The sequence below is a fragment of the Stenotrophomonas sp. HMSC10F06 genome (assembly GCF_001807865.1).
Classification (GTDB): Bacteria; Pseudomonadota; Gammaproteobacteria; order Xanthomonadales; family Xanthomonadaceae; genus Stenotrophomonas; species Stenotrophomonas bentonitica_A.
This window is the reverse complement of record NZ_KV791279.1, coordinates 131,769-157,671: the sequence shown is the minus strand read 5'-3', so window position 1 is coordinate 157,671 and position 25,903 is coordinate 131,769. Positions and strand designations below refer to the sequence as shown.

General features: G+C 67.2%; 21 protein-coding genes and 1 pseudogene. 7 read left to right on the top strand and 15 right to left on the bottom strand.

Annotated features, from left to right (window positions below; all coding sequences use genetic code 11):
* From HMPREF3113_RS18795 to HMPREF3113_RS10100, 6 genes and pseudogenes are all read right to left on the bottom strand, one after another.
* Positions 1-1,874: pseudogene (locus HMPREF3113_RS18795) on the bottom strand (autotransporter outer membrane beta-barrel domain-containing protein); the annotation flags it as partial.
* A gap of 118 nt (positions 1,875-1,992) precedes the next feature.
* A complete protein-coding gene (locus tag HMPREF3113_RS10120; RefSeq protein ID WP_070471986.1) occupies positions 1,993-3,060 on the bottom strand; it encodes an acyltransferase family protein in 1,068 nt (355 codons plus the stop codon).
* Positions 3,057-4,205, bottom strand: coding sequence for an N-acetylglucosamine-6-phosphate deacetylase (gene nagA, locus HMPREF3113_RS10115; RefSeq protein WP_070471984.1), 1,149 nt, complete (start codon positions 4,203-4,205; stop codon positions 3,057-3,059). The genes HMPREF3113_RS10120 and nagA overlap by 4 nt, the downstream gene beginning before the upstream one ends.
* Positions 4,205-5,233 carry an SIS domain-containing protein gene (locus HMPREF3113_RS10110; RefSeq protein WP_070471982.1) on the bottom strand — a complete coding sequence of 343 codons (1,029 nt, stop codon included), beginning with the start codon at positions 5,231-5,233 and terminating at the stop codon, positions 4,205-4,207. Before HMPREF3113_RS10110 ends, nagA begins: the two co-directional genes overlap by 1 nt.
* Before the next feature lie 6 nt (positions 5,234-5,239).
* Positions 5,240-6,307 carry a LacI family DNA-binding transcriptional regulator gene (locus HMPREF3113_RS10105; protein WP_070471979.1) on the bottom strand — a complete coding sequence of 356 codons (1,068 nt, stop codon included), beginning with the start codon at positions 6,305-6,307 and terminating at the stop codon, positions 5,240-5,242.
* 42 nt (positions 6,308-6,349) lie between these two features.
* A complete protein-coding gene (locus HMPREF3113_RS10100) occupies positions 6,350-7,642 on the bottom strand; it encodes a sugar MFS transporter (RefSeq protein WP_070471977.1) in 1,293 nt (430 codons plus the stop codon).
* Between HMPREF3113_RS10100 and HMPREF3113_RS18790 the strand changes: the two genes are divergently transcribed.
* From HMPREF3113_RS18790 to HMPREF3113_RS10085, 4 genes are all read left to right on the top strand, one after another.
* On the top strand, positions 7,584-7,856 hold the full coding sequence (locus HMPREF3113_RS18790) for a hypothetical protein (RefSeq protein WP_175440342.1): 273 nt from the start codon (positions 7,584-7,586) through the stop codon (positions 7,854-7,856). The two genes, HMPREF3113_RS10100 and HMPREF3113_RS18790, sit on opposite strands and share 59 nt — an antisense overlap.
* Positions 7,857-8,009: 153 nt before the next feature.
* A complete protein-coding gene (locus HMPREF3113_RS10095) occupies positions 8,010-9,038 on the top strand; it encodes a glucokinase family protein (RefSeq protein WP_261798218.1) in 1,029 nt (342 codons plus the stop codon).
* Between the two features lie 135 nt (positions 9,039-9,173).
* Positions 9,174-11,804: a TonB-dependent receptor gene (locus tag HMPREF3113_RS10090; RefSeq protein ID WP_070471975.1), complete on the top strand. Its 2,631-nt coding sequence runs from the start codon at positions 9,174-9,176 to the stop codon at positions 11,802-11,804.
* A gap of 94 nt (positions 11,805-11,898) precedes the next feature.
* Positions 11,899-14,235, top strand: coding sequence for a family 20 glycosylhydrolase (locus tag HMPREF3113_RS10085; RefSeq protein WP_070471972.1), 2,337 nt, complete (start codon positions 11,899-11,901; stop codon positions 14,233-14,235).
* Between the two features lie 65 nt (positions 14,236-14,300).
* On the opposite strand, the gene HMPREF3113_RS10080 is transcribed toward HMPREF3113_RS10085, so the two are convergent.
* The gene (locus HMPREF3113_RS10080) at positions 14,301-14,675 is read right to left on the bottom strand and encodes a VanZ family protein (RefSeq protein ID WP_254665272.1); all 375 of its coding nucleotides are present in this window, start codon (positions 14,673-14,675) and stop codon (positions 14,301-14,303) included.
* A gap of 16 nt (positions 14,676-14,691) precedes the next feature.
* Positions 14,692-15,876 (bottom strand): class I SAM-dependent methyltransferase, encoded by a 1,185-nt coding sequence (locus tag HMPREF3113_RS10075; RefSeq protein ID WP_070471992.1) that lies wholly within the window; start codon positions 15,874-15,876, stop codon positions 14,692-14,694.
* A gap of 56 nt (positions 15,877-15,932) precedes the next feature.
* On the opposite strand from HMPREF3113_RS10075, the gene HMPREF3113_RS10070 reads away from it, so the two are divergent.
* Positions 15,933-16,670 (top strand): pteridine reductase, encoded by a 738-nt coding sequence (locus HMPREF3113_RS10070; protein WP_070471968.1) that lies wholly within the window; start codon positions 15,933-15,935, stop codon positions 16,668-16,670.
* Between the two features lie 58 nt (positions 16,671-16,728).
* Here HMPREF3113_RS10070 and folK read toward each other — a convergent pair whose 3' ends face one another.
* Positions 16,729-17,220 carry a 2-amino-4-hydroxy-6-hydroxymethyldihydropteridine diphosphokinase gene (gene folK, locus HMPREF3113_RS10065; protein WP_046274262.1) on the bottom strand — a complete coding sequence of 164 codons (492 nt, stop codon included), beginning with the start codon at positions 17,218-17,220 and terminating at the stop codon, positions 16,729-16,731.
* Between the two features lie 84 nt (positions 17,221-17,304).
* Here folK and HMPREF3113_RS10060 point away from each other — a divergent pair, with 84 nt between their 5' ends.
* Entirely contained in the window at positions 17,305-18,039 is a 735-nt protein-coding gene (locus tag HMPREF3113_RS10060; protein WP_070471966.1) for a proteasome-type protease, read from the top strand.
* On the opposite strand, the gene HMPREF3113_RS10055 is transcribed toward HMPREF3113_RS10060, so the two are convergent.
* From HMPREF3113_RS10055 to HMPREF3113_RS10040, 4 genes are all read right to left on the bottom strand, one after another.
* Complete coding sequence (locus HMPREF3113_RS10055; protein ID WP_019186023.1) at positions 18,040-19,554, bottom strand: ATP-binding response regulator; 1,515 nt, start codon at positions 19,552-19,554, stop codon at positions 18,040-18,042.
* A 4-nt stretch (positions 19,555-19,558) separates the two neighbouring features.
* A complete protein-coding gene (locus HMPREF3113_RS10050; RefSeq protein ID WP_019186024.1) occupies positions 19,559-19,999 on the bottom strand; it encodes a response regulator in 441 nt (146 codons plus the stop codon).
* A complete protein-coding gene (locus HMPREF3113_RS10045) occupies positions 19,996-21,816 on the bottom strand; it encodes a sensor histidine kinase (RefSeq protein ID WP_070471964.1) in 1,821 nt (606 codons plus the stop codon). Before HMPREF3113_RS10045 ends, HMPREF3113_RS10050 begins: the two co-directional genes overlap by 4 nt.
* A gap of 207 nt (positions 21,817-22,023) precedes the next feature.
* On the bottom strand, positions 22,024-22,401 hold the full coding sequence (locus tag HMPREF3113_RS10040) for a BON domain-containing protein (RefSeq protein ID WP_019186026.1): 378 nt from the start codon (positions 22,399-22,401) through the stop codon (positions 22,024-22,026).
* A gap of 170 nt (positions 22,402-22,571) precedes the next feature.
* Here HMPREF3113_RS10040 and HMPREF3113_RS10035 point away from each other — a divergent pair, with 170 nt between their 5' ends.
* Complete coding sequence (locus HMPREF3113_RS10035) at positions 22,572-23,612, top strand: oxidoreductase (protein WP_070471990.1); 1,041 nt, start codon at positions 22,572-22,574, stop codon at positions 23,610-23,612.
* 93 nt (positions 23,613-23,705) lie between these two features.
* On the opposite strand, the gene gnd is transcribed toward HMPREF3113_RS10035, so the two are convergent.
* Both gnd and HMPREF3113_RS10025 read right to left on the bottom strand, forming a co-directional pair.
* Positions 23,706-24,608, bottom strand: coding sequence for a phosphogluconate dehydrogenase (NAD(+)-dependent, decarboxylating) (gene gnd / locus HMPREF3113_RS10030; RefSeq protein ID WP_070471962.1), 903 nt, complete (start codon positions 24,606-24,608; stop codon positions 23,706-23,708).
* A 3-nt stretch (positions 24,609-24,611) separates the two neighbouring features.
* Positions 24,612-25,895, bottom strand: coding sequence for a hypothetical protein (locus HMPREF3113_RS10025; RefSeq protein WP_070471958.1), 1,284 nt, complete (start codon positions 25,893-25,895; stop codon positions 24,612-24,614).
* Positions 25,896-25,903 lie beyond the last annotated feature (8 nt).

Genomic DNA, 25,903 nt, shown 5'->3' with positions numbered 1-25,903 from the left:
TCGGGCGCGGCCGGGTTCGGATCATCCGGCGGATTGACGTCCGGCGGCGGGGGCGGCGCGGGTGACAGCTCCGCCGGCGGGGTCCCGGCGCCCTCCGGCGGCGGGGGCGGCGGCGTGGTGACTCCACCCGGCGGCGGTGCGGGCGCCGGGGTCACGCTGGCCACCAGGGTCGAGCGCAGATACCAGTTTTCGCTGGTGCCGCCGCTGACGCCGCCCTTGAACAGGAAATACTCGTAGGCACCAACAGCGACCGGGTTGTACAACGCGAACGCGGTGGGCGCGGTGGTCGCACCGTTGATCGCCTGCACCACCAGGATGCCGTCAGCCACCGTGGACGCGCCGGTGCCGCCGGCGTTGAGGATGCCCACGCCGGTGGTGCCAGTGGCGCTGCCGGTGGAGATCACCAGTTTGTCCGACAGCGAGCTGTCGTCGCCCAGCACCGTGTTGAGGTACAACGCGCCACCGTTGCCGACATAGTTGCCCACCACGGTGAAGGTATCGCCGACGCCGCCCCCATTACTGAGATCGATGCGGCCGGCATTGGTGAGCGTGGCCAGCTGCCCGGCCACGAACGGGGCGAGGACGCCGTTGCTGCCGCCGCCGAACACCGCGCTGGTGGCATCGATGTCCAGGCTGCCCGTGCCGCTGCCGCTGTCGCCCAGCACCCACGTGCCATCGAACGTCAGCTGGGTATCGTCGCGCAGCGCCACCTGTTCCCAGTTGGTGAAGCGCGCCACGCCATTGGTCTTGACGTTGTCCAGGCCGAGCACATCGTTGCCCAGCCCGCCATCGAAAGACGGCAGCGCGCCCAAGTGGGCGTTGTTGAGGTTGCTCAGCTGCGCGACATCATCGCCTTCGCCGAAGTCGATCGCTCCGTGCACCACGCCGCCGCCGTTCCAGGTCAGGCTGTCGTTGCCGAAGCTCAGCCGGATTTCGCCGCGCACGGTGCCGCCGGTGATGGTCACCGCGTCATCGCCGCCACTGACGCTGATGTTGCCGCCGATGTAGCCGTCGGACAGCACGATGGTGTCGCGGCCGAAACCGGTGACCAGGTTGCCGTCGATGGTGCCGCCGGACATCAGGAAGGTGTTGTCGTCCAGCTTCATGTTGACCCGGCCGATACGGCCGCCGGTCATTTCGGCGTAGTCGCCATCGTCGAACGCGCCGACGATGCGGCCGCCGGTCATGCGGAAGCGGTCCAGCGCATCGCCCTGCAGCAGGGCGCCGATGCTGCCACCGGTCATCAGGAAGGTGTCGATGCCCGAGCCCTGCTGCACGGTGCCGGTCACGCTGCCGCCGCTGATCTCCAGGCTGTCCTGCCCATCGCCCTGGTCGACGCTGTCGATCACGCCGTCGCGGATCACCAACGTGTCGTTGCCCGCGCCCTGCAGCACGCCGCCCTGGATGCTGCCGCCGAGCATATCGATGCGGTCGTTGCCGGCACCGGACACGACGCCGCCGGTACTGCCGCGGATCGTGCCGCGGTTGACCAGGTAAGTGGCGCCGTTGAGCTGCAGGGCGCGGCCGGCGTTGGCGATGATGCTGCCAGTGTTGTTGATGACGTGGCCGCTGCCGGCCTGCACGGTGATCGCGTTGCCGCTGGCGACCGCGAGCTGCGCGTTGGCCAGCACGTTGATGGTGGTGTTGGACGCACCGGCAGCGGTGACGATCGCGACCGGGTCCGGATTGGGCGCTGCCGCCGAGCAGGTCACCGTCTGGTCCTGGCCGGGAGCGGGGTTGTCGCACCCCGCCCAGGCTGGCGCGGCACCGGCCAGCAGGACCGTGCCCAGTGCCCCTCCACAGCCTCGGCGCAACCACTGCGAAATACGGACGGCCAGCACAGTGCGTGACGGCGAAGCGGGCATGGAGCGCATACACCTTTCCTGTTCAACAAGAGGGGAGTAAGGCAACGGCCCCAGTGCTTCTACGCAGACCGGCGACCGTACTCTTACTGCTGCAACGTGATGGCCGGGTAAAAGGTGAGCGTCGGCGCTAGATTTTCAGGTAGATGCGGCGGCTGTCCAATGCCCACACCACGAACCACCACACCGTCACGAACAACAGCGCGCACAGCAGCGAGGCCAGCGCGGGTGTGGCCGGCAGCAGCGCCGAAATGCCCTGGTACAACCACGCCCATGCCCCGCTGGCGATCAGCAGCAGGGCCATCACCGAGGACCCGACGTAGGCGGCGATGGCGTTGACACCGAAGCGCCGGCCCAGTGCCGGCAGGCCGGCACGATCGACCAGTTGATGCGCCAGCAGCAGTGCCGCCACCGACAGCCCACCGCTCCACAGCACGAAGCTGGGGGTCCACAACTGCTTGTTCAACGGCAGCAACGGGGTGCAGAGCAGGCCCAGCAGCAGGCAGGCCAGCGCCAGGCCGCCCAACGCGCGCAGCCTGCCGGCGCGCAGCCAGCCCCCCGCGATCAGCCCCAGCAAGGTGGTGGCGATCGCCCCTGCGCTGCTGAGCAGGCCTTCGGGATCATGGCCCAGGCCGGTCAGCGCGTCGTACCGGTACAGGAACGGTGCGAACAGCACGGTATCCAGGCGACTGGCCGGGTTCTGCCACGGGGCCAGCGACTCGGCCCCCAGCAGGACCAGTGCATAGCCCGCCAACACGCCCAGCAGCACCATCCACTGCGTGCGTGCGCGGGTGCCGATGGCCAGCACACCGACCACGGCCACGCACAGGGCGATCCGCTGCAGCACACCCCACAGGCGATACGCCGGCAGTTCGAACAGCCACCACGCCAGCAGGTGCAGCAACGCCCCGGCGATCAGGATGCGCAGCGCGCGCTGCAGCACGCCACGCACCAGCGCCGGGCGCGCGGCCGGGTTGGTCGCGCGTGGCGCCAGGCTGAAGGCCATCGAGACGCCGGCGATGAACAGGAACAACGGGAAGATCAGGTCGGTCGGGGTGAAGCCATGCCACTGCGCATGCAGCAGCGGCGCGTAGACATGACTCCAGTCGCCCGGGTTGTTGACCAGCAGCATCGCTGCGACGGTCAGGCCGCGCAGCGCGTCGATCGAGCCCATCCGTCCCGGCGGCGCGGCACTCATGTGTCTTCGCGCTGCCCGGCGATCCAGGTGCTGCGCACCTGCAGGGCATCATCGAGCAGGACCAGATCGGCGTGATGACCTTCGGCGATGTGTCCGTAACGGTCATCCAGATTCAGGAACTGCGCCGGATAGGTCGAGGCCATGCGCGCGGCTTCCGCCAGCGACACGCCCAGCAGCTGCACGCTGTTGCGCACCGCCGTGGCCATGTCCAGCGCCGAGCCGGCCAGCGAGCCGGCGCCATTGCGCACCACGCCGTCGATGGCGGTGATGACCTCGCCATACAGTTCGTAGCTGGGGTCTTCCGCACCCACCGGCGGCATCGCATCGGTGACCAGCATGACCTTGCCGCGGGGCTTGGTCGCCAGCGCCACGCGCAGGCTGGCCGGGTGCACGTGCACGCCGTCGGCGATGATGCCGACCCAGCTGTCGCGATCTTCCAGTGCCGCACCCACCGCGCCCGGCTCGCGACCGGTCAGCGGTGACATCGCGTTGTACAGATGGGTGAACCCACGGATGCCGGCCTCCAGGCCCGCACGCGCCTCTTCGTAACTGGCCGCGGTGTGGCCGGCCGCCACGACCACGCCACGCTCGACCAGCGCGCGGATGCTCTCCAGCGGCACGCGCTCGGGTGCCAGCGTCAGCAGGGTGACGCCGTTGTCCAGCGAGGCGGCCAGCGCGATCTCCGCAGCATCAGGCACGCGGAACTTGTTCGCATCGTGCGTGCCCTTGCGCGCCGGCGCGATGTACGGGCCTTCCAGATGGATACCGAGCACGCCCGGTACGCCTTCGCTGATGGCCTGGCGGGTCGCAGCGATCGCCGCACGCATCACCTGCACATCGTCGCTGATCAGCGTCGGCAGCAGGCCGGTGGTGCCGAAACGGCGGTGCGCCTGGGCCAGCGTGCGCAGCGTGGCGACATCGGGGCTGTTGTTGAACAGCGCGCCGCCGCCACCGTTGACCTGGGCATCGATGAAGCCTGGCAGCAGCCAGCCACCGCCCAGGTCCACCTGCTCGTCGGCCTGGCCGAGCATCGGTGCGGCATCGGATACCAGCGCGGTGATCCGGCCACTCTCGATCACCAGCGCCAGGTCGTCGCGGAAGTCGTCGCCAGCCAGGATGCGCGCGTTGCGCAGGACAGTTTTCATCAGACGGTTTCCGTCACCTTGTTCAGATGCGGCGGCAGGTCGGGGTTGTGGCCGCGGCGCAGCGCCAGCGCGTTGATCGCGCGGTAGAAGCTCTGGATGGTCAACAGTGGCGCGCACGCCGGGTGCGGGGCGACCGGCAGCGGCAGATCGCCGCCGACATCGGCCAGCCACACCTGTGCATCGCGCGCAGCGAACTCGCTCAGCACCGCGCGGGTACCGGCGCCGGTTTCATCCGGCTGGGCAAAGGCCAGCACCGGGAAGCCCGGGCCGACCAGTGCCATCGGCCCGTGCTTGACCTCGGCCGAGCTGTAGGCCTCGGCGTGCAGGCCGCAGGTTTCCTTGAACTTCAGCGCTGCTTCCTGCGCGGCGGCCAGGCCCAGGCCACGCCCCAGCACGAACAGATTGTGGGCCGGCACCAGGCCCTCGGTCAGCGACGACCAATCGTTGTTCCAGGCCTGGCGCAATGCATCGGGCAGCGCCCGCAGCGCGGCGATCAGTGCCGCGTCCTGGCTCCAGTAGGCCACCAGCTGCAGGATCGCCGACAACGAGGCCAGGTAGCTCTTGGTCGCCGCCACGCTGCGCTCGGCACCGGCCCCCAGCGGGATCACCGTTTCGGCCAGCTGCGCCAGCGGTGAATCCTCCACGTTCACCAACGCGACCACGCGCGCACCGGCCGCACGCGCGGCCTCCGCGTTGCGCAGCAGGTCCGGGCTCTTGCCCGACTGCGAAATGACGATGTACAGCGCGCCCCGCAGTTTCAGCGGCGCTTCGTACACCGAGCCCACCGACGGCGACGCCGAGGCAGTCACCAGCCCGAGGCGCGTTTCCAGCAGGTACTTGGCGTAGGTGGCGGCATGGTCCGAGCTGCCCCGCGCGCAGGTCACCACGAACGGCGGCGGGGCCGCACGCAGGCTGGCGGCCAGCGTCTCCACGGCCACCTGGTTGCGCGCGAACTGCGCGGCGATCACATCGGCGGCCTCGGCGGCTTCGCGGTACATCAGGGTGTCGTGGGGAGCAGGCAGGGACATGGGAACTCAGGTCGTTTCGGGAGAAGGAAGCCGAGCACCCTGTGGGCGCATCGGCGCAGTGGAACCACGCACCACCAGCTGTGGCACGAAGCCCTGGTTCTGCAGCTGCAGCGGCGCGTCGTCGTAGGCATCGCTGCGCAGCTGCGCGATCAACAGCCGCGCAGCGTGCCGGGCAATGTCTTCCGTGGCCTGCTTGGCCGTGGTCAACGGCGGCCAGGACTGGCGCGAGAACGGGCTGTCCTCGAAACCGGCAATAGACAGGTCGTAAGGCACGTTCATGCCGGTGGACTTGGCCGCCGCTAGCACGCCGGCAGCGATTTCGTCGTTGGAGCCGAAAATGGCGGTAGGCGGTTCGCGCAGCGCCAGCAGCCGGCGCGCACCGCGGAAGCCGTCATCGAAGGTGTAATCACCCGGTACCACCAGGTGCTTGTCGATGCTCATGCCGTAGTCGCGCAGCGCCGCTTCATAGCCGGCATAGCGTTCGCCACTGGAGCGGTGTGAGGTGCCGCCCCACAGGAAGCCGATGCGCTGATGGCCGAGCTGGATCAGATGCTCGGTGATTTCATAGGCGGCCTCGCGGTCGTCGACGAACACACAGGCGCCATCCTCTGGATCGGCGGTGGCGGCGATGATGCGCACCAGCTTGATCCCCCGCGCGGTGAGCGCGGCCACCAGATCCTTGCGCTCGGACATCGGTGCGGTCAGCACCAACCCTGCCAGGCGCGAACGCTGCACCCAGTCGGCCAGTTCCTCGGCCAGCATCGGTGAGCTGGAGTCGCAGGGATGGATCTGCAGCCCGAACCCGGTCTCGCGGCAGGCCGCAAGCACGCCGTTCTGCACGCCGATGATGTGGTACGGATTGGGGTTGTCGTAGACCAGCCCGACCACCAGCGTGGTGCCGGTGCGCAGGTTGCGCGCGGCCGGATCCGGCTCGTAGTCCAGCTCGGCGATCGCACGCAGCACGCGCGCGCGCGTGGCCTGCATCACCGAGGGCTCGTTGTTGATGACCCGCGAGACCGTCTTCAGCGATACCTTCGCCCGTTCGGCGACATCCTTGATGGTCGCTCTGCGCATCGTCTTTTCCTGGCTGACCGGTTGAGCGTCCATGATCGCCGATCACTGCCCGTCGCGGGACAGCCCGACGCGGTGGCCGCGCATCGAATAGAACAGGATGTACAGGTAGCAGGGCACCATCAGGCCGGCGAAGACCCACTGGAAGTCGAAGTGCTGCTTGAGCACGGCAAACAGCTGGGGAATGATCGCGCCACCGGCAATGGCCATCACCAGCAGGGCCGAGCCGGTCTCGGTGAAGCGGCCCAGACCGCGGATCGCCAGCGGGAAGATGGCCGGCCACATCATTGCGTTGGCGAAACCGAGCGCGGCCACGAAGCCTACGGATACATAACCGTGGGTCAGCAGCGCGCCAATGCAGAACAGCACACCGAGCACCGCCGAGATGCTCAGGTAGCGCGACTGGGACACCATGTGCGGAATCAGCGCCAGCCCGGCCAGGTAGCCGATCAGCATCGCCCCGAGGGTGATCGAGGTGAACATCTTGGTCTGGTCCAGCGGCAGATCGAAACCGTGGCCGTAGGTGCCGATCGCATCGCCGGCCATCACTTCCACGCCGACGTACACGAACAGGCACAGCACGCCCAGCCACAGGTGCGGGAACTGGAAGATGCTGGTGCGCTCGGCCACGCCCGGCGCGCGGGCAGGCGTGGCGTTGGCTTCAGCGGTCTTCAGCTCGGGCAGTGGCGAGAACAGCACCGCGACCGCCAGCACCACCAGCAGCCCGGCCATGGCCATGTACGGCAGCTGGATCTTGGCGGCGAACTCGTTGAGCAGCACCGTTTTGGCCGCCGCGTCGGCCACCTTCACCTGGGCATCCAGATCGCCGATGCCATGCAGCACCAGCGTGCCGATCAACACCGGCGCGAGCATGCCGGCGATCTTGTTGCAGATGCCCATCAGCGCGATGCGCCGGGCCGCGGTCTCGATCGGGCCGAGGATGCTGATGTACGGATTGACTGCCGTCTGCAGCAGGGCCAGCCCGCTGCCGATCACGAACAGGCCACTGAGCGCGCCCGGGTACCAGCGCTGCTGCGCGAAGTGGGCGAACACCACTGCACCGGCCGCCATCACCAGCAGGCTCAGGCTCAGGCCCTTCTTCATGCCGGTGCGTTTGAGGATCCACGAGGCGGGCAGCGCCAGGAAGAAATACGACAGGTAGAAGACCATCAGCACCAGGAAGGCACCGACCTCGTCCAGCTCGAAGGCGAGCTTGACGAAGGTGATCAACGGACCGTTGAGCCAGGTGAAGAAGCCGATCAGGAAGAACAGCACGCCGATGATCAGGATCGAGGTAAGCACGCTCGAACGCGCGGAGGCAGCAGGCACGGCAGACATCAAGAAGGCTCCTGCATCGACGGCGCGCGATGCGGCGTCGGAAGAGTGGCTGGGAACAACGTTGTCACATTTATTCGTCTTCACCGCAGGGTTTGTCAACAGCTGGTTTCCCGCGGCTGCGGTGAATACCCCGTGCTGCATCTGCGCAAAAACCCGCTGCGGCGTGCATGACGAACGCTGGGTGGCTGTTTCCAAGCCATTTTCAAAAACATGACGGCCGTTGGATGAAAACGTTTTCCGGTGGCAGGGCCCGTTGCGGCGCAGCATCGAAAGTGTGAGGTTATCGTTGACATCGTTGTCAGAACGATTACAGACTCCGCCTCAATCGCCGGGCCAGCCCTGGCCATGCCCAACCGATGGAGTCCGTGTGACCAACGCCGCCCACGCTGTACCGGCCCATGCCCCGTCCGCTGCGATGCCGCCGTTCCTGGCCGCCGACGTGGGCGGCACGCATGTGCGGGTGGGCCGGGTCCAGGCCAGTGCGGATCCGGACCACCCGGTGCAGCTGCTGGACTACCGCAAATTCCGCAATGCCGATTACGCCGGCCTCAGCGCGATCCTGACCGAGTTCCTGGCCGATGGCCCGCGCCCGGCGCACTGTGTCGTCGCCACCGCCGGGTATGCGCGTGAAGACGGCACGGTGATCACCGCCAACCTGCCCTGGCCGCTGTCGGCGCGACAGATCGAGAGGGACGTCGGCCTGGACCAGGTCTACATCGTCAATGACTTCGAGGCCGTGGCCTACGCCGCTGCCCAGGTCGATGCCAGCGGCGTGCTGCAGCTGACCGGCCCGGCTACGGCGCCGCGTGGGCCGACCCTGGTGGTCGGCCCCGGCACCGGCCTAGGCGCGGCGGTGTGGATCCCGACCCCGCACGGCGCCGTGGTCCTGGCCACCGAAGCCGGCCAGCCGACCCTGGCCACCACCACCGAACTGGAGATGGCGATCGTGCGGCAGATGCTGCGCGAGCGCTCGCACGTCTCGGTGGAGCAAGCGCTGTCCGGACCCGGCCTGATGAATTTGTATCGCGCCCTGTGTGCGTTGAACGGCCACGCACCGACGTTGACCACCCCCGATGCGATCACCGCCGCCGCCGTGGCCGATCAGGACCCGCTCGCGCGGCAGAGCCTGGACGTGTTCTGCGGCCTGCTCGGCAGCACGATCGGTGACATGGCGCTGCAGTACGGCGTCACCGGCGGGGTCTACCTGGCCGGCGGCATCCTGCCGCAGATCCGCGATTTCCTGTTGAACAGCACCTTCGTCGAGCGGTACCTCAACAAGGGACCGATGCGCGAGGCGCTGGAACGCATTCCCGTGAAGGTGGTCGAGCACGGGCAGCTGGGCGTCATCGGCGCCGCCAGCTGGTACCTGGGACATAGGGACCACCCGAACGCCTGACGGCGCGCAGGGAAAGGCAATACGCAGTACGTGGCACCCATTGCGCGCCCCGTCCAGGGCGCGCGGCAAAGTCGTACCAGACGCAAGAAGACACGCCGTCGCCGGCGAACCATCGGATTGATGAGGAGAGACATCATGAACCACCGCAAGAGTCTGCTTTCGGCAGCCATTTTCAGCTGTCTGGTGTTCGGCGCGCAGGCGCAGGAAACCTCGATCACCCCCACCGACCTGGACACGGTCAGCGTGGTGGGCATCCGCGCCAGCCTGGAAAAGTCGCTGGATACCAAGCGCAATAACGTGACCATTTCCGAGGCGATCACCGCCGAGGACATCGGCAAGTTCCCCAGCACCAACGTGGCCGAGGCGCTGTCGCAGCTGCCAGGCATCTCGCTGGACCGTCGCTTCGGCCAGGGTGAGCGGGTCAGCATCGACGGCACCGACCCCAGCCTCAACCTGTCCTTCCTGGATGGCCACCCGGTCGCGCAGGCGATCTGGCTGTACGGCGAGCAGCCCAACCGCGGCTTCGACTACACCCTGCTGTCGCCGTTGATCCTGGGCCGCATGGAAGTCATCAAGTCCTCCGAAGCGCGCCTGACCGAAGGCAGCCTGGGCGGCACGATCCTGATGCACACCCGTCAGCCGCTGGACATGCGCGCCAATGAAGTGGCCGCCTCGATCGGCTACAGCTACAGCGACCAGGCCAGCAAGGGCAAGCCGAACGCCTCGGCGATCTACAGCTGGAAGAACGACGAGGAAACCTTCGGCATCAACGTGGCCGCGCAGCACTATGAAGAGCGCGTGGACCGCCAGGGCATGGAAGTGTTCGGGTACGCCAAGGCCTCTACCTTCACCAATGCGCCGGGCGTGGACCCGAACGCGGATGTGCCCAACTCGGTCAATGCGGCGTGGTTCCAGCAGGACCGCAAGCGCGACAGCGCCGTGGTCAACCTGCAGTTCAAGCCCACCGATGAGCTCGAGTTCAACCTGAGCGGCCTGTACATCAAGGAAAACTTCGACAACTACAACCAGTCGATGTACTCCTTCCTGACCTGGAATCCCGGCACCATCGGTGCAGTGAACCAGCTCGGCGATGTGCGCAACGGCGTGGTCAACAGCGGCCACTCCAACGCCAGTGCCACCGCCAACAGCGGCACAGTGATCTACGACAACAACGTGCGCGAATCCGAAGTGACCACCAAGGGTCTGGACCTGCGTGGCGCCTGGAAGGGCGAGGGCTGGGGCATCAGCGGCCAAGCCGGCCAGAGCAAGTCCGAGAACAAGGAGCTGGCCCAGTACTTCATCGAGCCGTTCTACAACGGTGGCTTCAGCTGGAACCTGGACAAGGGCATCACCTTCGACAACCCCGATGCGGCCCGCAATCCGGCCAACTGGGGCTCGGCCGGTGGCTGGTTCGGCAACAACGGCATCTTCTCCACCGACAGCAAGGACACCTACGCACAGCTGGACTTCAATGTGCAGTTCGACAGCATCTTCAACCAGCTGCAGTTCGGCGTTCGCCACGGCAAGCACGAAGAGAGCTTTGATCTGAACGTGTATGGCGGCGTGCGTCCGGGCACCCTGGCCGACGTCGGCACCATCGGGCTGACCGACATCCAGGGCTTCGCCGATGGCCAGGGCCGCCATATCCAGGTTGGCCGTGACAACGTGCTGAACTGGGTCAAGGGCAGCCCGCTGGACTTCGCCAACCCGGATCCGGCCAGCTATCTCAACAACAGCTGGGCGCTGGAGCAGACCAACAATGCCGCCTATGCGCAGTTGAACTTCTCCAACGGCCCGGTACGCGGCAACGTTGGCGTGCGCTACGTGGATTCCAAGACGGCCGGCAGCGGCTTCGTCTACGGCGGCACCCCCACCCTGACCGACCTGGACAGCAAGTGGCAGACCCAGACCAAGAAGGAAGACTTCCTGCTGCCCTCGGTCAACCTGGTCTACGACACCGACAGCGACTGGGTGTTCCGCTTCGGCGCCAGCAAGGTCATCGCGTGGGCGCCGTACAACCAGATGGTGAACAACACCTTCCTCAACGACACCACCCTGACCGGCAGTGGCGGCAATGCGGCCCTGTCGCCGTATGAGTCCTGGAACTACAACCTGTCGGCCGAGTACTACTTCGCTCCGCAGTCGGTGGTGGCCTGGTCGCTGTTCTACAAGAAGATCGACAACTACATCGATACCAGCGCCGTCACCGAGCGCCAGTACAACTCGATCCGCGATACCTCGCCGGCCACCTGGGCCAACATCGTGGGCACCAACGGCTGTGCGGCCGACGGCTACTGCGACTACAGCATCCAGCGTCCGCGCAATGCCGGCAGCGGCCACGTCAAGGGCTTCAACCTCAGCTACCAGCAGCCCTTCGGCGAGAGCGGCTTCGGCTTGACGGCCAACTACACCTACGCCAACGGTGAGAACAACTCCGGTGATGCGCTGCCCTACCAGTCGCGCAACTCGATCGCGTTCAGCCCGTACTACGAAAAGGGTCCGATCAACGCCCGCCTGACCTACAACTGGCGCGACAGCTATCTGGCCGGCGGCTACGTCGCAGGCTCGGCACCGGCCAGCGTGGACGACTACGCCGAACTGGGCGCCAGCTTCGGGTACACCTTCAACGAGAACTGGTCGGTCACCATCGACGCCCAGAACCTGCTCGATGAAGAGTATTTCCAGTATCTGGGCGACAAGGACCACCTGGCTTCGCGTTACAAGAGCGGCCGCCGCTACATGGCGACCCTGCACTTCAAGTTCTGATTGCCCCGGTAGTACGCTGCACACCTGAAACGGGCCCGGATCTCCGGGCCCGTTTTCACAGGTGGAACCCGAATCGCTACAAAGGAATGACCCGATGCACACCCGCACCCGTCGTACCTCGCTGTCGCTGCTGTCCTTCGCACTGGCACTCTCGCTCGCACCGCTGGCCCAGGCCACCGACGCGCAGGCACCGGACGGCCCGCATGCCCTGCCCGGTTCGCTGATGCTGATCCCCGCACCCGCCAAGGTCGACCGCCTCGAGGGCGCCGGCTACACGGTGACGGCCGCCACGCAGGTTCATGCACAAGGCCAGCCCGCGCAACGCGTTGCTACACAGTTCGCTACCCTGCTGCGTGACAGCGGTGGCCCGGCCGTGACGGTCAGCGAAGGACGCGAAAAGCACGGCATCCGCTTCGTGCTCGACGCCGCGCTCAAGACCGGTGCCGAGGGCTACCAGCTGCGTTCCGACGCGCTTGGCGTGACCGTGCAGGCCGCCACCGAAGCCGGCCTGTTCTACGGTGCGGCCACGCTCTCGCAGCTGCTCACCGGCGGCAGCGATGGCAAGCTCCCGGCGCTGCGTATCGACGACGCGCCCCGTTTCAGCTGGCGCGGCCTGATGCTCGATTCGGCCCGCCACTTCCAGAGCCTGGATGAGATCAAACAGGTGCTGGATGCGATGGCCGAGCAGAAGCTCAACACCTTCCATTGGCATCTCACCGATGACCAGGGCTGGCGCATGGAGATCAAGCGCTACCCGAAACTGACCGGCGTCGGCAGCTGCCGCATTCCGGCCGGCGATGGTGGCCGCGATCCGGTCACCGGCGCCGAGCGACCGTACTGCGGCTTCTATACGCAGGACCAGATCCGCGAGGTGATCGCCTATGCCGCCGCGCGCCATATCCAGGTGATTCCCGAGATCGACGTCCCCGGCCACGCCACCGCAGCGATCGCGGCCTATCCGGAACTCGGCACGATCGACACCCCGCTCAAGCCGCTGAGCGAATGGGGCGTGTTCCCGAACCTGTTCAACACCGACGACAGCACCCTTGAGTTCCTCGAGAACGTGCTGGAGGAGGTCATCGCGTTGTTCCCGGCCACGTACGTGCACGTCGGTGGCGATGAAGCGGTCAAGGACCAGTGGGAAGCCTCCGCGCGGGTGCAGGCGCGCATGCGCGAGGTCGGCGCCAATGATGAGATGGAGATGCAGAGCCACATCATCAAGCGCCTGGAAACCTTCCTGGAAAAGCACGACCGGCGCCTGATCGGCTGGGATGAAATCCTTGAGGGCGGCCTGCCGCCGGAAGCCACGGTGATGTCCTGGCGCGGCACCGAAGGCGGCCTGAAAGCGGCCAGCGAAGGCCACGACGTGGTGATGTCGCCGGTGACCGACATGTACATGGACTACCTGCAGACCAATTCGGAGAACGAGCCGCCGGGCCGCCCGGCGACGATTCCGCTGGCGCGCGTGTACGGCTTCGAACCGGTGCCCGACGCGCTGGCCAAGGACAAGCAGCACCACATCCTCGGCCTGCAGGCCAACATGTTCACCGAGCACACGCGCAGCTACGCGCGCCTGCAGCACAACCTGTTCCCGCGCCTTGCGGCCGTGGCCGAGACCGGCTGGTCGCCGCGCGAGCGCCGCGACTATGCGGACTTCCTGGCGCGCCTGCCGGCACAGCTGCAGCGGTACCAGGCAATGGGCATCGCCTACGCGCAGACGCCCTTCCAGGTGGAATTGGACAGCCGTGACGATCGCAGCGCCGGCACCGCAACGCTGGCGTTGAGTACGCCGCTCGGCTACGACATCCACTACAGCGTGGACGGCAGCGCGGTCACCGCGCAGTCCCCTCGCTATACCGGCCCGCTGCAGCAGCCGCTGCCGGTCGCCCTACAGGCCGCGACGTTCTTCAACGGCCAGGCGTTGGCCAAGGCTGCCAGCCGCTTCGATGTCACAGCCACGTCGCTGCTGTCGCGCACCGACGAACATCTCGCGCAGTGCCCGGGCGAGGGCCAGCTGTTGCTGCGCCTGGAAGACGACGGCCCGGCCGACGGCGAGCGTGCGATCTTCAACGTCGACATCTTCAACCCGTGCTGGCTGTGGAAGGGCGCGGATGTGGACGGCATTGCCAGCGTCCGCATTCGCGCCGGACGGATCCCGTACTACTTCCAACTGGCCCACGACGAGCCCAACCGCCGCTTCGCGCCCAAGCGCAGCGCACACGGCGAGATGGACATCCTCGGCGGGCAGTGCACTGGCAAGCCGCTGGCCAGCGTGAAGCTGCCGGCCGCACCAGGCGCCGATGGGTTCATCACGCTGGAGGCGGCGCTGCCGCGCTCGCTCAAGGGCACCCAGAATCTGTGCGTGCGCTTCACCGGCGATACCCGGCCGACGATGTGGGTGCTGGATGAGATGACGCTGTTGCCGCGCTAATTCGGGCACCGGGGTGCCGGCCAGCGGCCGGCACTACCGGTCGTGCGTCGCCGGCGTCACACGCATCAACCGCGCAGGCGCAGCAGCAGATCGCGCAGCGGGGTGAACACGATCGCCATGCCGGCCAGCACGCCAACGCTGTTGGCCAGCGCATCCATGGGGTCGGCCATGCGATTGACGGTCAAGGCACCCTGCGCGAATTCGATGCCGATGCCCAGCGCGACCAGGCCGACTGCCGCCCAGATCAGCGCCGCGCGGCGCTGGTAGATCTGCACCGCGGATGCGGCCAGCAGGAAGTAGGCGAGGAAGTGCTCCACCTTGTCGCTGTTTTCCGGCAATGGGATCGGCGGCGGCGGGATCAGGCAGACCACGATGGTCCCCAGCACCGCCAGCCACCACAGCGCCAGCCAGCATCGCGGCCAGCGCAATGGCTTCAACAGCGTTGTCGCCGTCACCTTACAGACGCCAGGTCAGATCGCCGAGTTCGAACGCCGCTTCGAAATCGACATCACGCTGGAAGCCCATCACCTGGAAGCGCTCGCCCATCTCGGTGGGCAGCGTCAGCTTCTTGACCTGATCGCGCAGGCGCACGCGGCCGATCTCATCGGTACGCGCATCGGCCTTTTCCAGCAGCGCGTCCAGCCCGTTGCCGAGCAGGAAACTGGCCTGGGTGCAGTAACCGGCCAGCTCGAAACCGGCGCCCGTGCCGGCTTCGGCCAGCGCGGTGAAGTCCACCGAGGCGGTGAGGTCCTGAAGGCCCGGCCAGCGATACAGGTCGTTGTGCACGTGGTGGCGGTAGAACGCGCGCACGGTGCCGTCGTCGCGGTCGTCCTGGTAATACTCGTTGCGCGGGTAGCCGTAATCGACGAACAGCATCGCGCCGCGCTTCAAGCCGCCGGCAATGGCCTGGATCCAGTACGGCAGTTGCGGCAGCAGTTCGGAACGGTAGCCGTCGGCGAAGGGCTTTTCGCGGTAATGCTCGACGTGGCGGACCGCGGCACTGAGCATCGCATCGGCCGGCTGCGCGCCACGCACGAAGGCGCCGTCGGCATCCAGTTCGACGGTCTCTTCATAGACCATGCCGTCGCGCGCCAGGAAGCGCGGCGTCGGCAGCGCGTCGATCACTTCGTTGGCGAAGACCATGCCATCCCAGTCATCATCGAACGGGCCGTTCAGCCATTCCACCAGGGCGAACACCGGTGGAATCAACGCCTTTTCCAGGCGCTCGCGCTGGCGCTGCCGCAGGTCCGCGCTGGGTTCCAGGATCGCGTAGCGCTCGGGCAGCGCGTCCAGTTCCAGCATGCGCTTGAGCATCACTTCGGCAAACGCGCCGCTGCCGCCACCGACCTCCATGAAGCGCGCCTGCGGCCCGAGCTGCTGCATCACCGGGGCGATCGCATTGGCCAGCGTGGCGGCGAACAGCGCGCCGATTTCCGGCGAGGTGGTGAAATCGCCGGCGGCCCCGAACTTGCTGGCACCGGCGCTGTAGTAGCCCCAACCGGGCGCGTACAGGCTCAGCTCCATGAAGCGGGAGAACGGCATCGCGCCGCCGTTGGCAAGGATTTCAGCGCGCAGCGCCGCAGCCAGCTCGTCGCTGTGGGCCAGGGCGTCGGATTCGGGGAGGGGCAGTGGGGAATGCATGGCGCGGGCGATTGCGGTGACAATGCACAGCATAGCCTGAGCAGGGAGTACCCCCGATGACCGATACCGCGCCCGTGGCGCTGATCACCGGCAGCGCGCGCCGGATCGGCGCGGCCATCGCCCGCCAGTTCCACGCCTGTGGCTGGTCGGTGGTGCTGCACGCCCACACCTCCACCAACGAGCTGCAACAGATGGCCTTCGACATGGACATGCTGCGCCCGGGCAGCGTGCTGGCGCTGCAGGCCGACCTGCGCGATGCCGAGGCCCTGCCCGATCTGATCGACCAGACCGTGGCCCAGTTCGGCCGGCTGGACACGCTGGTCAACAATGCCTCCAACTTCTACCCCACCCTGCTTGGCCAGATCACCGCCGCCCAGTGGGATGACCTGTTCGCGGTCAATGCGCGTGCCCCGCTGCTGCTGGCCCAGGCCGCCGCGCCGCACCTGCGCCGCCAGCAGGGCAGCATCGTCAACCTGACCGATCTGCATGGTACCCAGCCGATGCGCGACCACCCGGTGTACGCGGCCGCCAAGGCGGCGCTGGAAATGGTGACCCGCTCGCTGGCGCTGGAACTGGCGCCCAAGGTACGGGTCAACGCGGTCGCGCCCGGGGCGATCCTGTGGCCGGAACAGGGCAAGGATGATTTCGCCCAGCAGGCGCTGCTGGCGCGTACTCCGCTGGCCCGCACCGGCACCGTGGAGGAGATCGCCGAAGCGGTGTACTGGCTGGCCACGGATGCGGCGTTCGTGACCGGGCACACCCTGCGCGTGGATGGCGGGCGCACGTTGTCCTGAACACCCGTTGGACCGCCCCGGTAGTGCCGGCCAGCGGCCGGCACTGCCCGGTGCATGATTACGCGGGCAACAGGTCCATCGTGTCGAACGGCTCGCCGAACTGCCGGTGGGCACGCCACAGCGCCTCCAGGGTCAACCCGCTGACCGGATCGCGGAACGCCGGCGCGATATCGGCCAGCGGCTTGAGCACGAAAGCATGCTTGAGTTCGGGGCGCGGAATGCGCAGATGGCCGGGGCCCTCCACGATCAGGTCGCCGTAGAACACCACATCGATGTCCAGGGTGCGGTCGCTGAAGCGCGGGCCGCTGCGGTCGCGCCCGTGGGCGTCTTCCAGCGCATGCAGCCAATCATCCAGCGTCTGCAATGGCAGGTCGGTCTCGATCGCCACCGCATTGTTGAGGAAATCCGGGCCATCGAAGCCCACCGCGGCGGTGCGGTAGGCCGGCGAGACCGCGATCGTGCCGAAGCGCGCGCGCAGGGCCTCCACCGCGGCGTGAAGGTGCTGTTGCGGCTGCAGGTTGCTGCCCAGGCTCAGGAGCGCAGTGGTCATGGTATTCAGCGTACGTGGGGCGATTCCACACCGGGCCAACAGGGCCAGCGCATAGAATCGGGGTGCACATCATAGGACACCGACATGACCTATTGCGTCGGCATCGAGGTGGACGAAGGCCTGGTCTTCGCCGCCGATACCCGTACCAACGCGTCGCTGGACGACGTGCGCGTGCACCGCAAGCTGCACGAGTTCGAGTTCCCCGGGGAGGCGGCCTTCGTGATCATGGCCGCCGGCAACCTGGCGACCACCCAGCTGCTGATCTCGCGGCTGCGCCGTGACGTGGAAGAGCAGCGGCCGCAAAACCTGCGCGCCTACCGGCATCTGTTCGAAGTGGCCGAGTACGTGGGCCGGGTCCTGCTCGACAGCCAGGTCAAATCCAGCACGCATGAGGCGGGCCAGGACGGCATCGTGACCCAGGCGACGCTGATCCTCGGTGGCCAGATCGGCGGCGAGCACCCCGGGCTGTACATGATCTATCCGCTCGGCAATGCCATCGCGGCCTCGCCGGAAACCCCGTTCCTGCAGATCGGCGAATCCAAGTACGGCAAGCCGATTTTGGACAGGATCCTGCGCCCTCAGACCCGCCTGGAAGATGCCGCGCGCACCGCCATCGTCTCGCTGGACTCCACGATCCGGTCCAATCTCTCGGTGGGCTTGCCGGTGGATCTGGTGCTGATCCGCAAGGATGAACTGCGCATCACCCAGCGCATGCGCCTGGCCGGCGACAGCCCGCTGTATGCCGAGATCCACGGCAACTGGTCGTACAAACTCGAACAGGCCGTGGCCAGCCTCCCACGCTTTCCGTGGGAAGGCTGATCAGGCGGTTTCCAGCGCCTCGGCCACCGAACGGAATACCTGCTGCATTTCCAGCGGCTTGCGCAGTACGTGCACGTTGATGCCGGGCGGGAACACCGCCAGCGGCACGGTGACATCGGCTTCTTCCAGCACCAGCGCCGGACCGCGATAGCCCAGCGTGGCCATCTCGCCCAGCAGGTGGCTGGCCGAGAGCAGCTTGGAACCGGCATCGGCGATCACCAGCGCGGGCATGCTTTCCTGCTGCATCCAGCGCAGCGCGGCCGCGCCATCGGAGGCCAGCTGCAGGTGGTAACCCTGGCTGGAGAGCGCGTTGCCCAGCAGCGACAGGCGCGTCGCCTCACCATCCACGACCAGGATCGACTGGCCGGCACCAGCGGCGATCGGCCCATCCACGGCGTCGGCGGTGTCGGTGATCTCGCGCATCGGCAGCAGCAGATCGAAGCGCGTGCCCACACCGGGCTGGCTGTCGACGTGGATGCTGCCGTGCGCGCCCTCGATGATGCGCTTGCACGAGATCAGGCCCAGGCCGGTGCCGGTCGCCTTGGTGGTGAAGAAGGGATTGAACAGGTGCGACAGCGTGTCCGCATCCATGCCGATGCCCTCGTCGGTCACCGAGATGCGCAGCCAGTCGTCGCCATGGGTATCGGCCGCAGGGGCGGCACGCAGGGTCAGACGGCCGCCATTGGGCATGGCCTGGATGGCATTCAGGGACAGGTTGAGCAGTACCTGCTGCAGCTCGGTGTAGTTGGCATCCACCGCCAGGCCGTCGGCCACCTCCAGGTGCAGGGTGACCTTGGCCGGCAGGTTGCTGCGCAGGAGCAGCTCCACGCCTTCGAACAGGTGGACCAGGCAGATGTGTTCGCTGGGCTTGCGCGACCCGCGCACGAAGGACAGCATCGACTCGGCCATCTCATGACCACGCCGGCCGCACTCGGCGATGATGTCGGCCAGGTGGTGCAGCTGCGGGTCTTCGGTCCGCGCCTTCATCAGGTCGGGCATGATCAGCAGCGGCTGCAGGATGTTGCGCAGGTCGTGGCTGAGCCCGGCCGCCAGCAGCGACAGGCTTTCCAGCCGCTGGGCACGCATCAGCTCGGCTTCCACGCGCTGGCGGTCGATCGCGCTGCGCGCTTCGCGCACCGCACGGGCCACCGCCGAGGGCAGGCGCGCCGGCTGGTGTTTGATGATGTAGTCGTTGGCGCCCTGGTGCAGGGCCGCCACGGCGTTTTCCTCACCCATCGTGCCGGACACGAAGATGAAGGGCACCTCGGGCAAGGCAGCGCGCACGATCTGCAGCGCCTCGTTGCCGGAGAAGCCGGGCATGCTCAGGTCGGAGAGCACGATGTCCGGCGCGGCGCGCTCGAGCGCCTCACGCAGTTCCTGCGCGCTCTCCACCCGCTCGAAGCTGGCTTCCAGGCCAGCGTCGAGCATCTGTTCGCACATCAGTTCGGCGTCTTCCGGCGAATCCTCGATCAGCAGGATCCGCAGGGCACCCAACGCAGGGCCGGTCAGCGGCATGGGCTTACTCGATCTCCGGTGCCTGGTTGATCAGGCCCCAGAACTTGCCCAGGGTCTGCACGGCGCCGAAGAACTGGTCCACGTCCACCGGCTTGACCACGTACGCGTTCACGCCCATGTCCCAGCTGCGCGCCAGATCGCTTTCTTCGCGCGAGGAGGACAGGATCACCACCGGCAGCCGCTTGAGCTCCTCGGTGTTGCGGATTTCCTTGAGCACTTCCAGGCCGTCCATGCGCGGCATCTTGATGTCCAGCAGCAGCACCGCCGGCAGGCCTTCGTCGCGGTTGGCGAAGGCGCCACGGCGCAGCAGGTAGTCCATCGCTTCCACGCCGTCTTCGACGTGCACGATCGGGTTGGCCAGGCGGGCCTCCTTCAGGGCGTCGATGGCCATCTCGGCGTCGGCGGGGCTGTCCTCGGCAAGGAGGATGGTACGGAGAGCGGTCATGCGGCGGAGCCCTTGTTGATTGCGTCGAGCGCGGGTGGAAGAACGAAGTGGAACGTGGCGCCTTGATCGACCGCCGATTCGGCCCAGATGCGACCGCCGTGGCGGGTCAGCACCCGGCGGACACTGGCCAGGCCGATGCCCGTGCCCGGGTAGTCGCTGGCCTTGTGCAGCCGCTGGAACACCCCGAACAGCTTGCCGGCATAGGCCATGTCGAACCCGGCGCCGTTGTCGCGCACCGTGAACAGGTGGCTGCCGTCAGGCTGCAGCTTGTAGTCGACCTCGATCCGGGCCGGCTCGCGGTTGGAAGAATACTTGATCGCGTTGCCGAGCAGATTCAGCCAGACCTGGCGCATCATGTTTTCATCGGAAACGATGATCGGCAGCGGCGCGATCTTCCAGTCGACATGGTGCGGCACGCCGCTGCTCTCGGCCTCGCTCTGCTGGTTGGCATCGAGCATGGCGCGGGTATCGGCGACCAGCGACTGCATGTCCACCGCCTGCAGCCGCATCGCCGCCCGGCCCAGGCGCGAATAGACCAGCAGATCGTCGATCAGCGCGGCCATGCGCCGGGCGGAATTGGAAATCACGCCCAGGTAATGCAGGGACTTCTCGTCGGCCTCGTCGCCCAGGTGGCGGGTGAGCTTGTCGGAGAAGCCGGCCACGTGGCGCAACGGCGCGCGCAGATCGTGCGAGACCGAGTAACTGAAGGCTTCCAGTTCGCGATTCACCTCCGAGACCTGCTCGACCTTGCCTTCCAGCTGGCGGTTCAGTTCCTCCACCCGCAGCTGTACGGCGCGCTGCACGGTGACATCGCTGACCGTCATCAGCACCACTTCATCATCCTTGTCCGGCAGCGGCATGCGCCGCGCGTTGATCAGCATGATCCGCACCACGTCATCGGCGGTGCGCTGTTCGTGTTCGTAATCCCACAGCTCGCGGCCGCGCAGCAGCACGTCGGTCAGGCGCTGGCGGACCACCGCATCGGCCCAAGCCCCGTCGCCGATGCTGTCCAGCGGCAGCCCTTCGGCCGAGGTTTCCTCGTCCAGCCCGTACAGTTCGGCGAACGCGGGATTGTGCATCTGCACGCGCAGGCTGCGGTCCAGCAGCACGATCGGCTCGCGCACCGTGTGCAGCACCGACGCGGCACGTCCGGCCGCGCGCAGCGAGGCGCGTTCGGCGCTGAGACGATGGCGGATCTGGCGTTGCAGCAGCCACAGCACCAGGCCGAGCAGCAGCAGCTGCACCACCAGCGCCGACCAGGAAATGAACTCGCCCTGGCGCTGCTGGGCCGCGAACAGCGCCGAGCGCTTGGCGAGCAGCTGCTCTTCGGTGGCCTGCAGTTCTTCGACCAGGTTGCGGATCGGATAGCGGGTGGTCAGGTCGGCCACCAGCTGCCGCTGGTCGGCATCGGGCGCCGAGCGGGCCAGCTGCTTGGCCAGCTCCATGCGGCGTTCGAGCATGGACTGGATGCGACCGATGCGGATCAGCTGATCCGGATTGTCACGGGTCAGCTCGGCCAGCCGGGCCAGCCGCCCGGGGATATCGTCGGCCTGGGCCAGGCGTTCGCGCAGGCCAGGCGCATCGATGCCCTTGGACATGGTCAACGCGGCCGATTCGACATCGCGCACGTCGGCCTGCAATTGGTATACAGCCACGCCGACATCCTGGGTGTGGGTGACCCAGTTCATCGCATCGATGTTGTCATCGGCCAGCTTGCGCAGGGTGAGCCACGGCACCACGATGATGGCTACCGCCGCCAGGGCCAGTGCCGGCAATCGCCAGCGGTCCCAGATTTGATCACTGAACACCAGCGCCATAGTCCCTCTTCAGCTCGGTGCCACACCCGGTCCTGCCCATGCGCGTACAGCCGGCATGCGCACCGCACGGCGATGGCGAAGCGCTGAATATACTCCACCCCTTTGTGAATACGCGCTCGCTCACCTGACTGAACAGCGCGCGGGCCCGGCAAGCGCGCACAAAAAAGCGCGCCCGAAGGCGCGCTCTGTTCAACGGTGCAGCAGGACTCAGCGCTTGGCGGCGGTCGCGGCGACCTTCAGGCCAGCGGCGTCGACACGCTTGACGCCCTTGATCTGCTGGGTTACACGGACGGCCTTGTCATGCTCGGCCTGGCTGGCAACGGTGCCGGTGAGGGTGACCACGCCATTGACGGTCTCCACCTTCACTTCGGTACCCGGGACGTTCTTGCTGGTCAGCAGGTCGGTCTTGACCTTGGTGGTGATCCAGCTGTCGGTGACCGGCTCAGCCGAATCGTGGGTATCGGCGTGGGTCATCGCGGCATGATCGGTGGTCTTCGGCGGATCCTTGGCCATGGCGGAAGAGGTGCCCAGCACCATGCCCAGGGCCAGCGAAGCAGCAAGCAGATTACGGGTCGTGTTGGTCATGTTCGAATTCCTTTGCGGATGTGCAGCCAGTGTCCGTGCCGGGCCGTGGACGGGACGTGGGCGCCGCATAACGCTGCCGTGAACCACTCAGCTTCCTGCCGAACCGTTCAGATTTCCGCCGCGCACGCCCAGCCGTTACGCTGTCCTGCCCCGTTATGTTGGAGCGCACCATGGCCGCCGTACTGCAGGTGGGATTGATCGGTTATGGCTTGGCCGGCAGCGTCTTCCATGCGCCGTTGATCCTGCACACGCCGGGCCTGGCGTTGCACAGCATCGTCAGCTCGCAGCGCGACCGGTTGCTGCGCAGCTTCACCGATGTGCGCATCTGCGCGGACCCGCAGCAGCTGTTCGACGACCCGGCGGTGGATGCGGTGGTGATCGCCACGCCGAACGATGCGCATGCCCCTCTGGCGCGCGCTGCACTCGCGGCGGGCAAGCATGTACTGGTCGACAAGCCGTTCGCGCTGTCCGTTGCGGAGGCCGAATCGGTGGTGCGGGCGGCGCAGGCGGCCGAACGCGTGGTCACCGTCTTCCAGAACCGCCGCCATGACGCCGACTTCCTCACCCTCAAGCAGGTGATCGACGAGGGCCGGATCGGTCGCGTCGCCGAATGCCATTCCCACTTCGACCGCTTCCGCCCGCAGGTGCGCGAGCGCTGGCGCGAAAGCGATGCGCCCGGCAGCGGCCTGTGGATGGATCTGGGCCCCCATCTGCTGGATCAGATGCTGCAGTTGTTCGGCTGGCCCGGCGCGATCAGCGTGGACCTGATGGCGCAGCGTGAGCACGCGCTGGGCAACGACTATTTCCACGCGGTGCTGCACTACCCGCGGCACCGCGCGATCCTGCACGCCGGCTCGCTGGTGGCCGCCTCCGGCCCGCGCTTCATCGTGCATGGCGATGCCGGCAGCTATCTGAAAGACGGGCTGGACGTGCAGGAAGACCAGCTGCGCCGCGGTATCGCACCGGGTGCGCCGGGCTGGGGCCTGGACCCGCAGCACGGGCATCTGGTGCGGGTCGACGCCGATGGTCACACCCAGCGCAGCACCGTGGACAACGTGCCCGGTGATTACCGTGCGTTCTATGCGCAGTTCCGCGATGCGATGCTGGGCGTGGCAGAGGCACCGGTCAGCACCGAGCAGGCGCTGCAGCTGATGCGCCTGCTGGAGGCCGGTGCGGAAAGTGCGCGCAGCGGGCGACGGATAACGCTCTGAGGCAACGCCCTGGCTCACTTACTCTGGCCGGGGGATCCAGCGCTGGCGGCCACGGGCCGGACGATCACCTTCGCCGGCCCGCATTGGTCCGGCTTACGTGGTCTTGATCGCGTGACCACCGAACTCATTACGCATCGCCGCCAGCAGGCGGTCGCTGAAGGAATTCTTCTCGCGCGAGCGCAGGCGTTCGAGCAGGGACAGCGTGATCACCGGCGCCGGCACGTCCAGATCGATCGCCTCGGCCACGGTCCAGCGGCCCTCGCCGGAGTCTTCGACATACGGCGCGATGCCCTCCAGCTGCGGGTTGCGGCCCAGGGCATCGGCACTGAGGTCGAGCAGCCACGAGCGCACCACGCTGCCGTGCTGCCAGGCCTTGGCCACCTGCGCCAGATCGAGATTGAACCCGGTCTTGTGCTGCATCAGCGCGAAGCCTTCGGCGTAGGCCTGCATCATTCCGTACTCGATGCCGTTGTGGACCATCTTGCAGAAGTGCCCTGCCCCGCTCGGGCCGACGTGCGCCCAGCCACGGTCCTCGGCCGGTGCCAGCGTGCGGAAGATCGCCCCGATCCGCTCGACCGCGGCCTTGTCGCCGCCGATCATCAGGCTGTAGCCCTCCTGCAGGCCCCACACCCCTCCACTGGTGCCGCAGTCGATGTAGGTCACGTCCTCGCCCTGCAGCTGCTCGCTGCGGCGCATGGAATCCTTGTAATACGAGTTGCCGCCGTCGATCACCACGTCGCCTTCGGACAGATGCGGCGAGAGCGACGCCAGGGTCTGGTCAACCACGCCGGCCGGCACCATCAGCCACACCACGCGCGGCACCGGCAGCGCCGCAAGCGTCTCGGCGATCGAGGCACTGACCTCGAAACCGCGCTCGGCGGCCGCGGTACGCGCGGCCTCACCGGGATCGACACCGATCACGTGGTGTCCGCCGTGATGCAGGCGCTCGGCCATGTTGGCGCCCATGCGGCCCAGCCCAATCATTGCAATATCCATGACTCACCTTTGCTCAGCTTGCGAATGCGGTTGTGTAACAGGAGGTACCGGCGCTGCCGCGCATTGCCGCAGCTGCGCCTGGATCCAGCGCCGGTACAACGTGGTGTGCAGATTGTGCAGCCCCAGCTCGATCGCGAACGGCGTGCGCGGATTGCGATCGAGCAGGCGCGCGATGTGATATCCGATAGGACGTATACCGCGAGGATGCACGTAAATCAGGAACCCCTGGTAGAACGGATCGTCCAGCAACGCATCCAGTTCCTTCAGCAGCGGTTGCTGTTCGGCCGGCACCTCGCGCCGCCAGATCGGATCCCGCTCGATCAGCAGCCGCTCGAAGCGGCGCGGCCCCGGGCCCGGCATGCGCTGGGCCAGTGACCAGATGCGCCGGTTGATCTGGTCGTAGTAGGCAAAGCCGTCGTGCTCGCGCAGCGCGCGCGCCGCGGCATCGCTGACATCGACCACTACGAAGTTCTCGGCCTGGTTGTTGATGTCGTCCAGGTACTTCCGCTCGAACACGTGCTCGATGAAACCGGGCGTGCCGACGAAGGCCTGCCGCCCGCGCAGGGCGGTCTGCTTCGCCTTGCCATCGGCCAGGAACTCACCGGCGTGCCGGCCCAGCAGGATGCTGTCGGTCTCGTGCAGGGTCAGGAAGGTGCCGATGGAGAGCTCATCGGCCGAGAACTCGCGATCGAACGCGGCATCGCCGTACAGCTCGCGCTGGGTCGCCAACTGCGCGACCTGGCGGCCGACCCCGCATTCGGCCCGTACGCGGCCCTCGTAGAAGGTCTGCAGTGCCGCGCTGTTGGCCTCGGCCGGCTGATAGCCGCGACCGAAGCTGCGGAAGCGCTCCCAGCCCTTGGCCTGCGCGCCGCCTGCACCGAAACCGATCCAGCCCAGCTGCAAGGCCGAGAAGCGGAAGCCGTCGTTGTTCTGCAGGGCGGTGGTGGCCCGGCGCGTGGCCGCGCCCAGCTTGAATGCATACGCACAGACCGTGCCCGGGTCATCGAACAGGGTCGGCAGCCAGGCCTGGCGCTGCTGCGCCGACCACTGCCGCGGCAGCCGTACGCGCAGGTCACCTGCGGCCTGCGCCTGGCGCAGGTCGGCGCGCTCGCAGACCGGTCCGGCATGGACCACCGGTGCAGCGACGTCCGCCTCACTGAACTGCCAGCCCAGCGCTTCCAGCACGCCCTGCGCACACGACGCCGCGCTCCACGCACTGGCTGCCGGGATCAGCCCCAGCAGCACCGCGAGCGCACAGCGGTGCCAGCGCCGCGATCCTGCTGCCATGGCGCGCC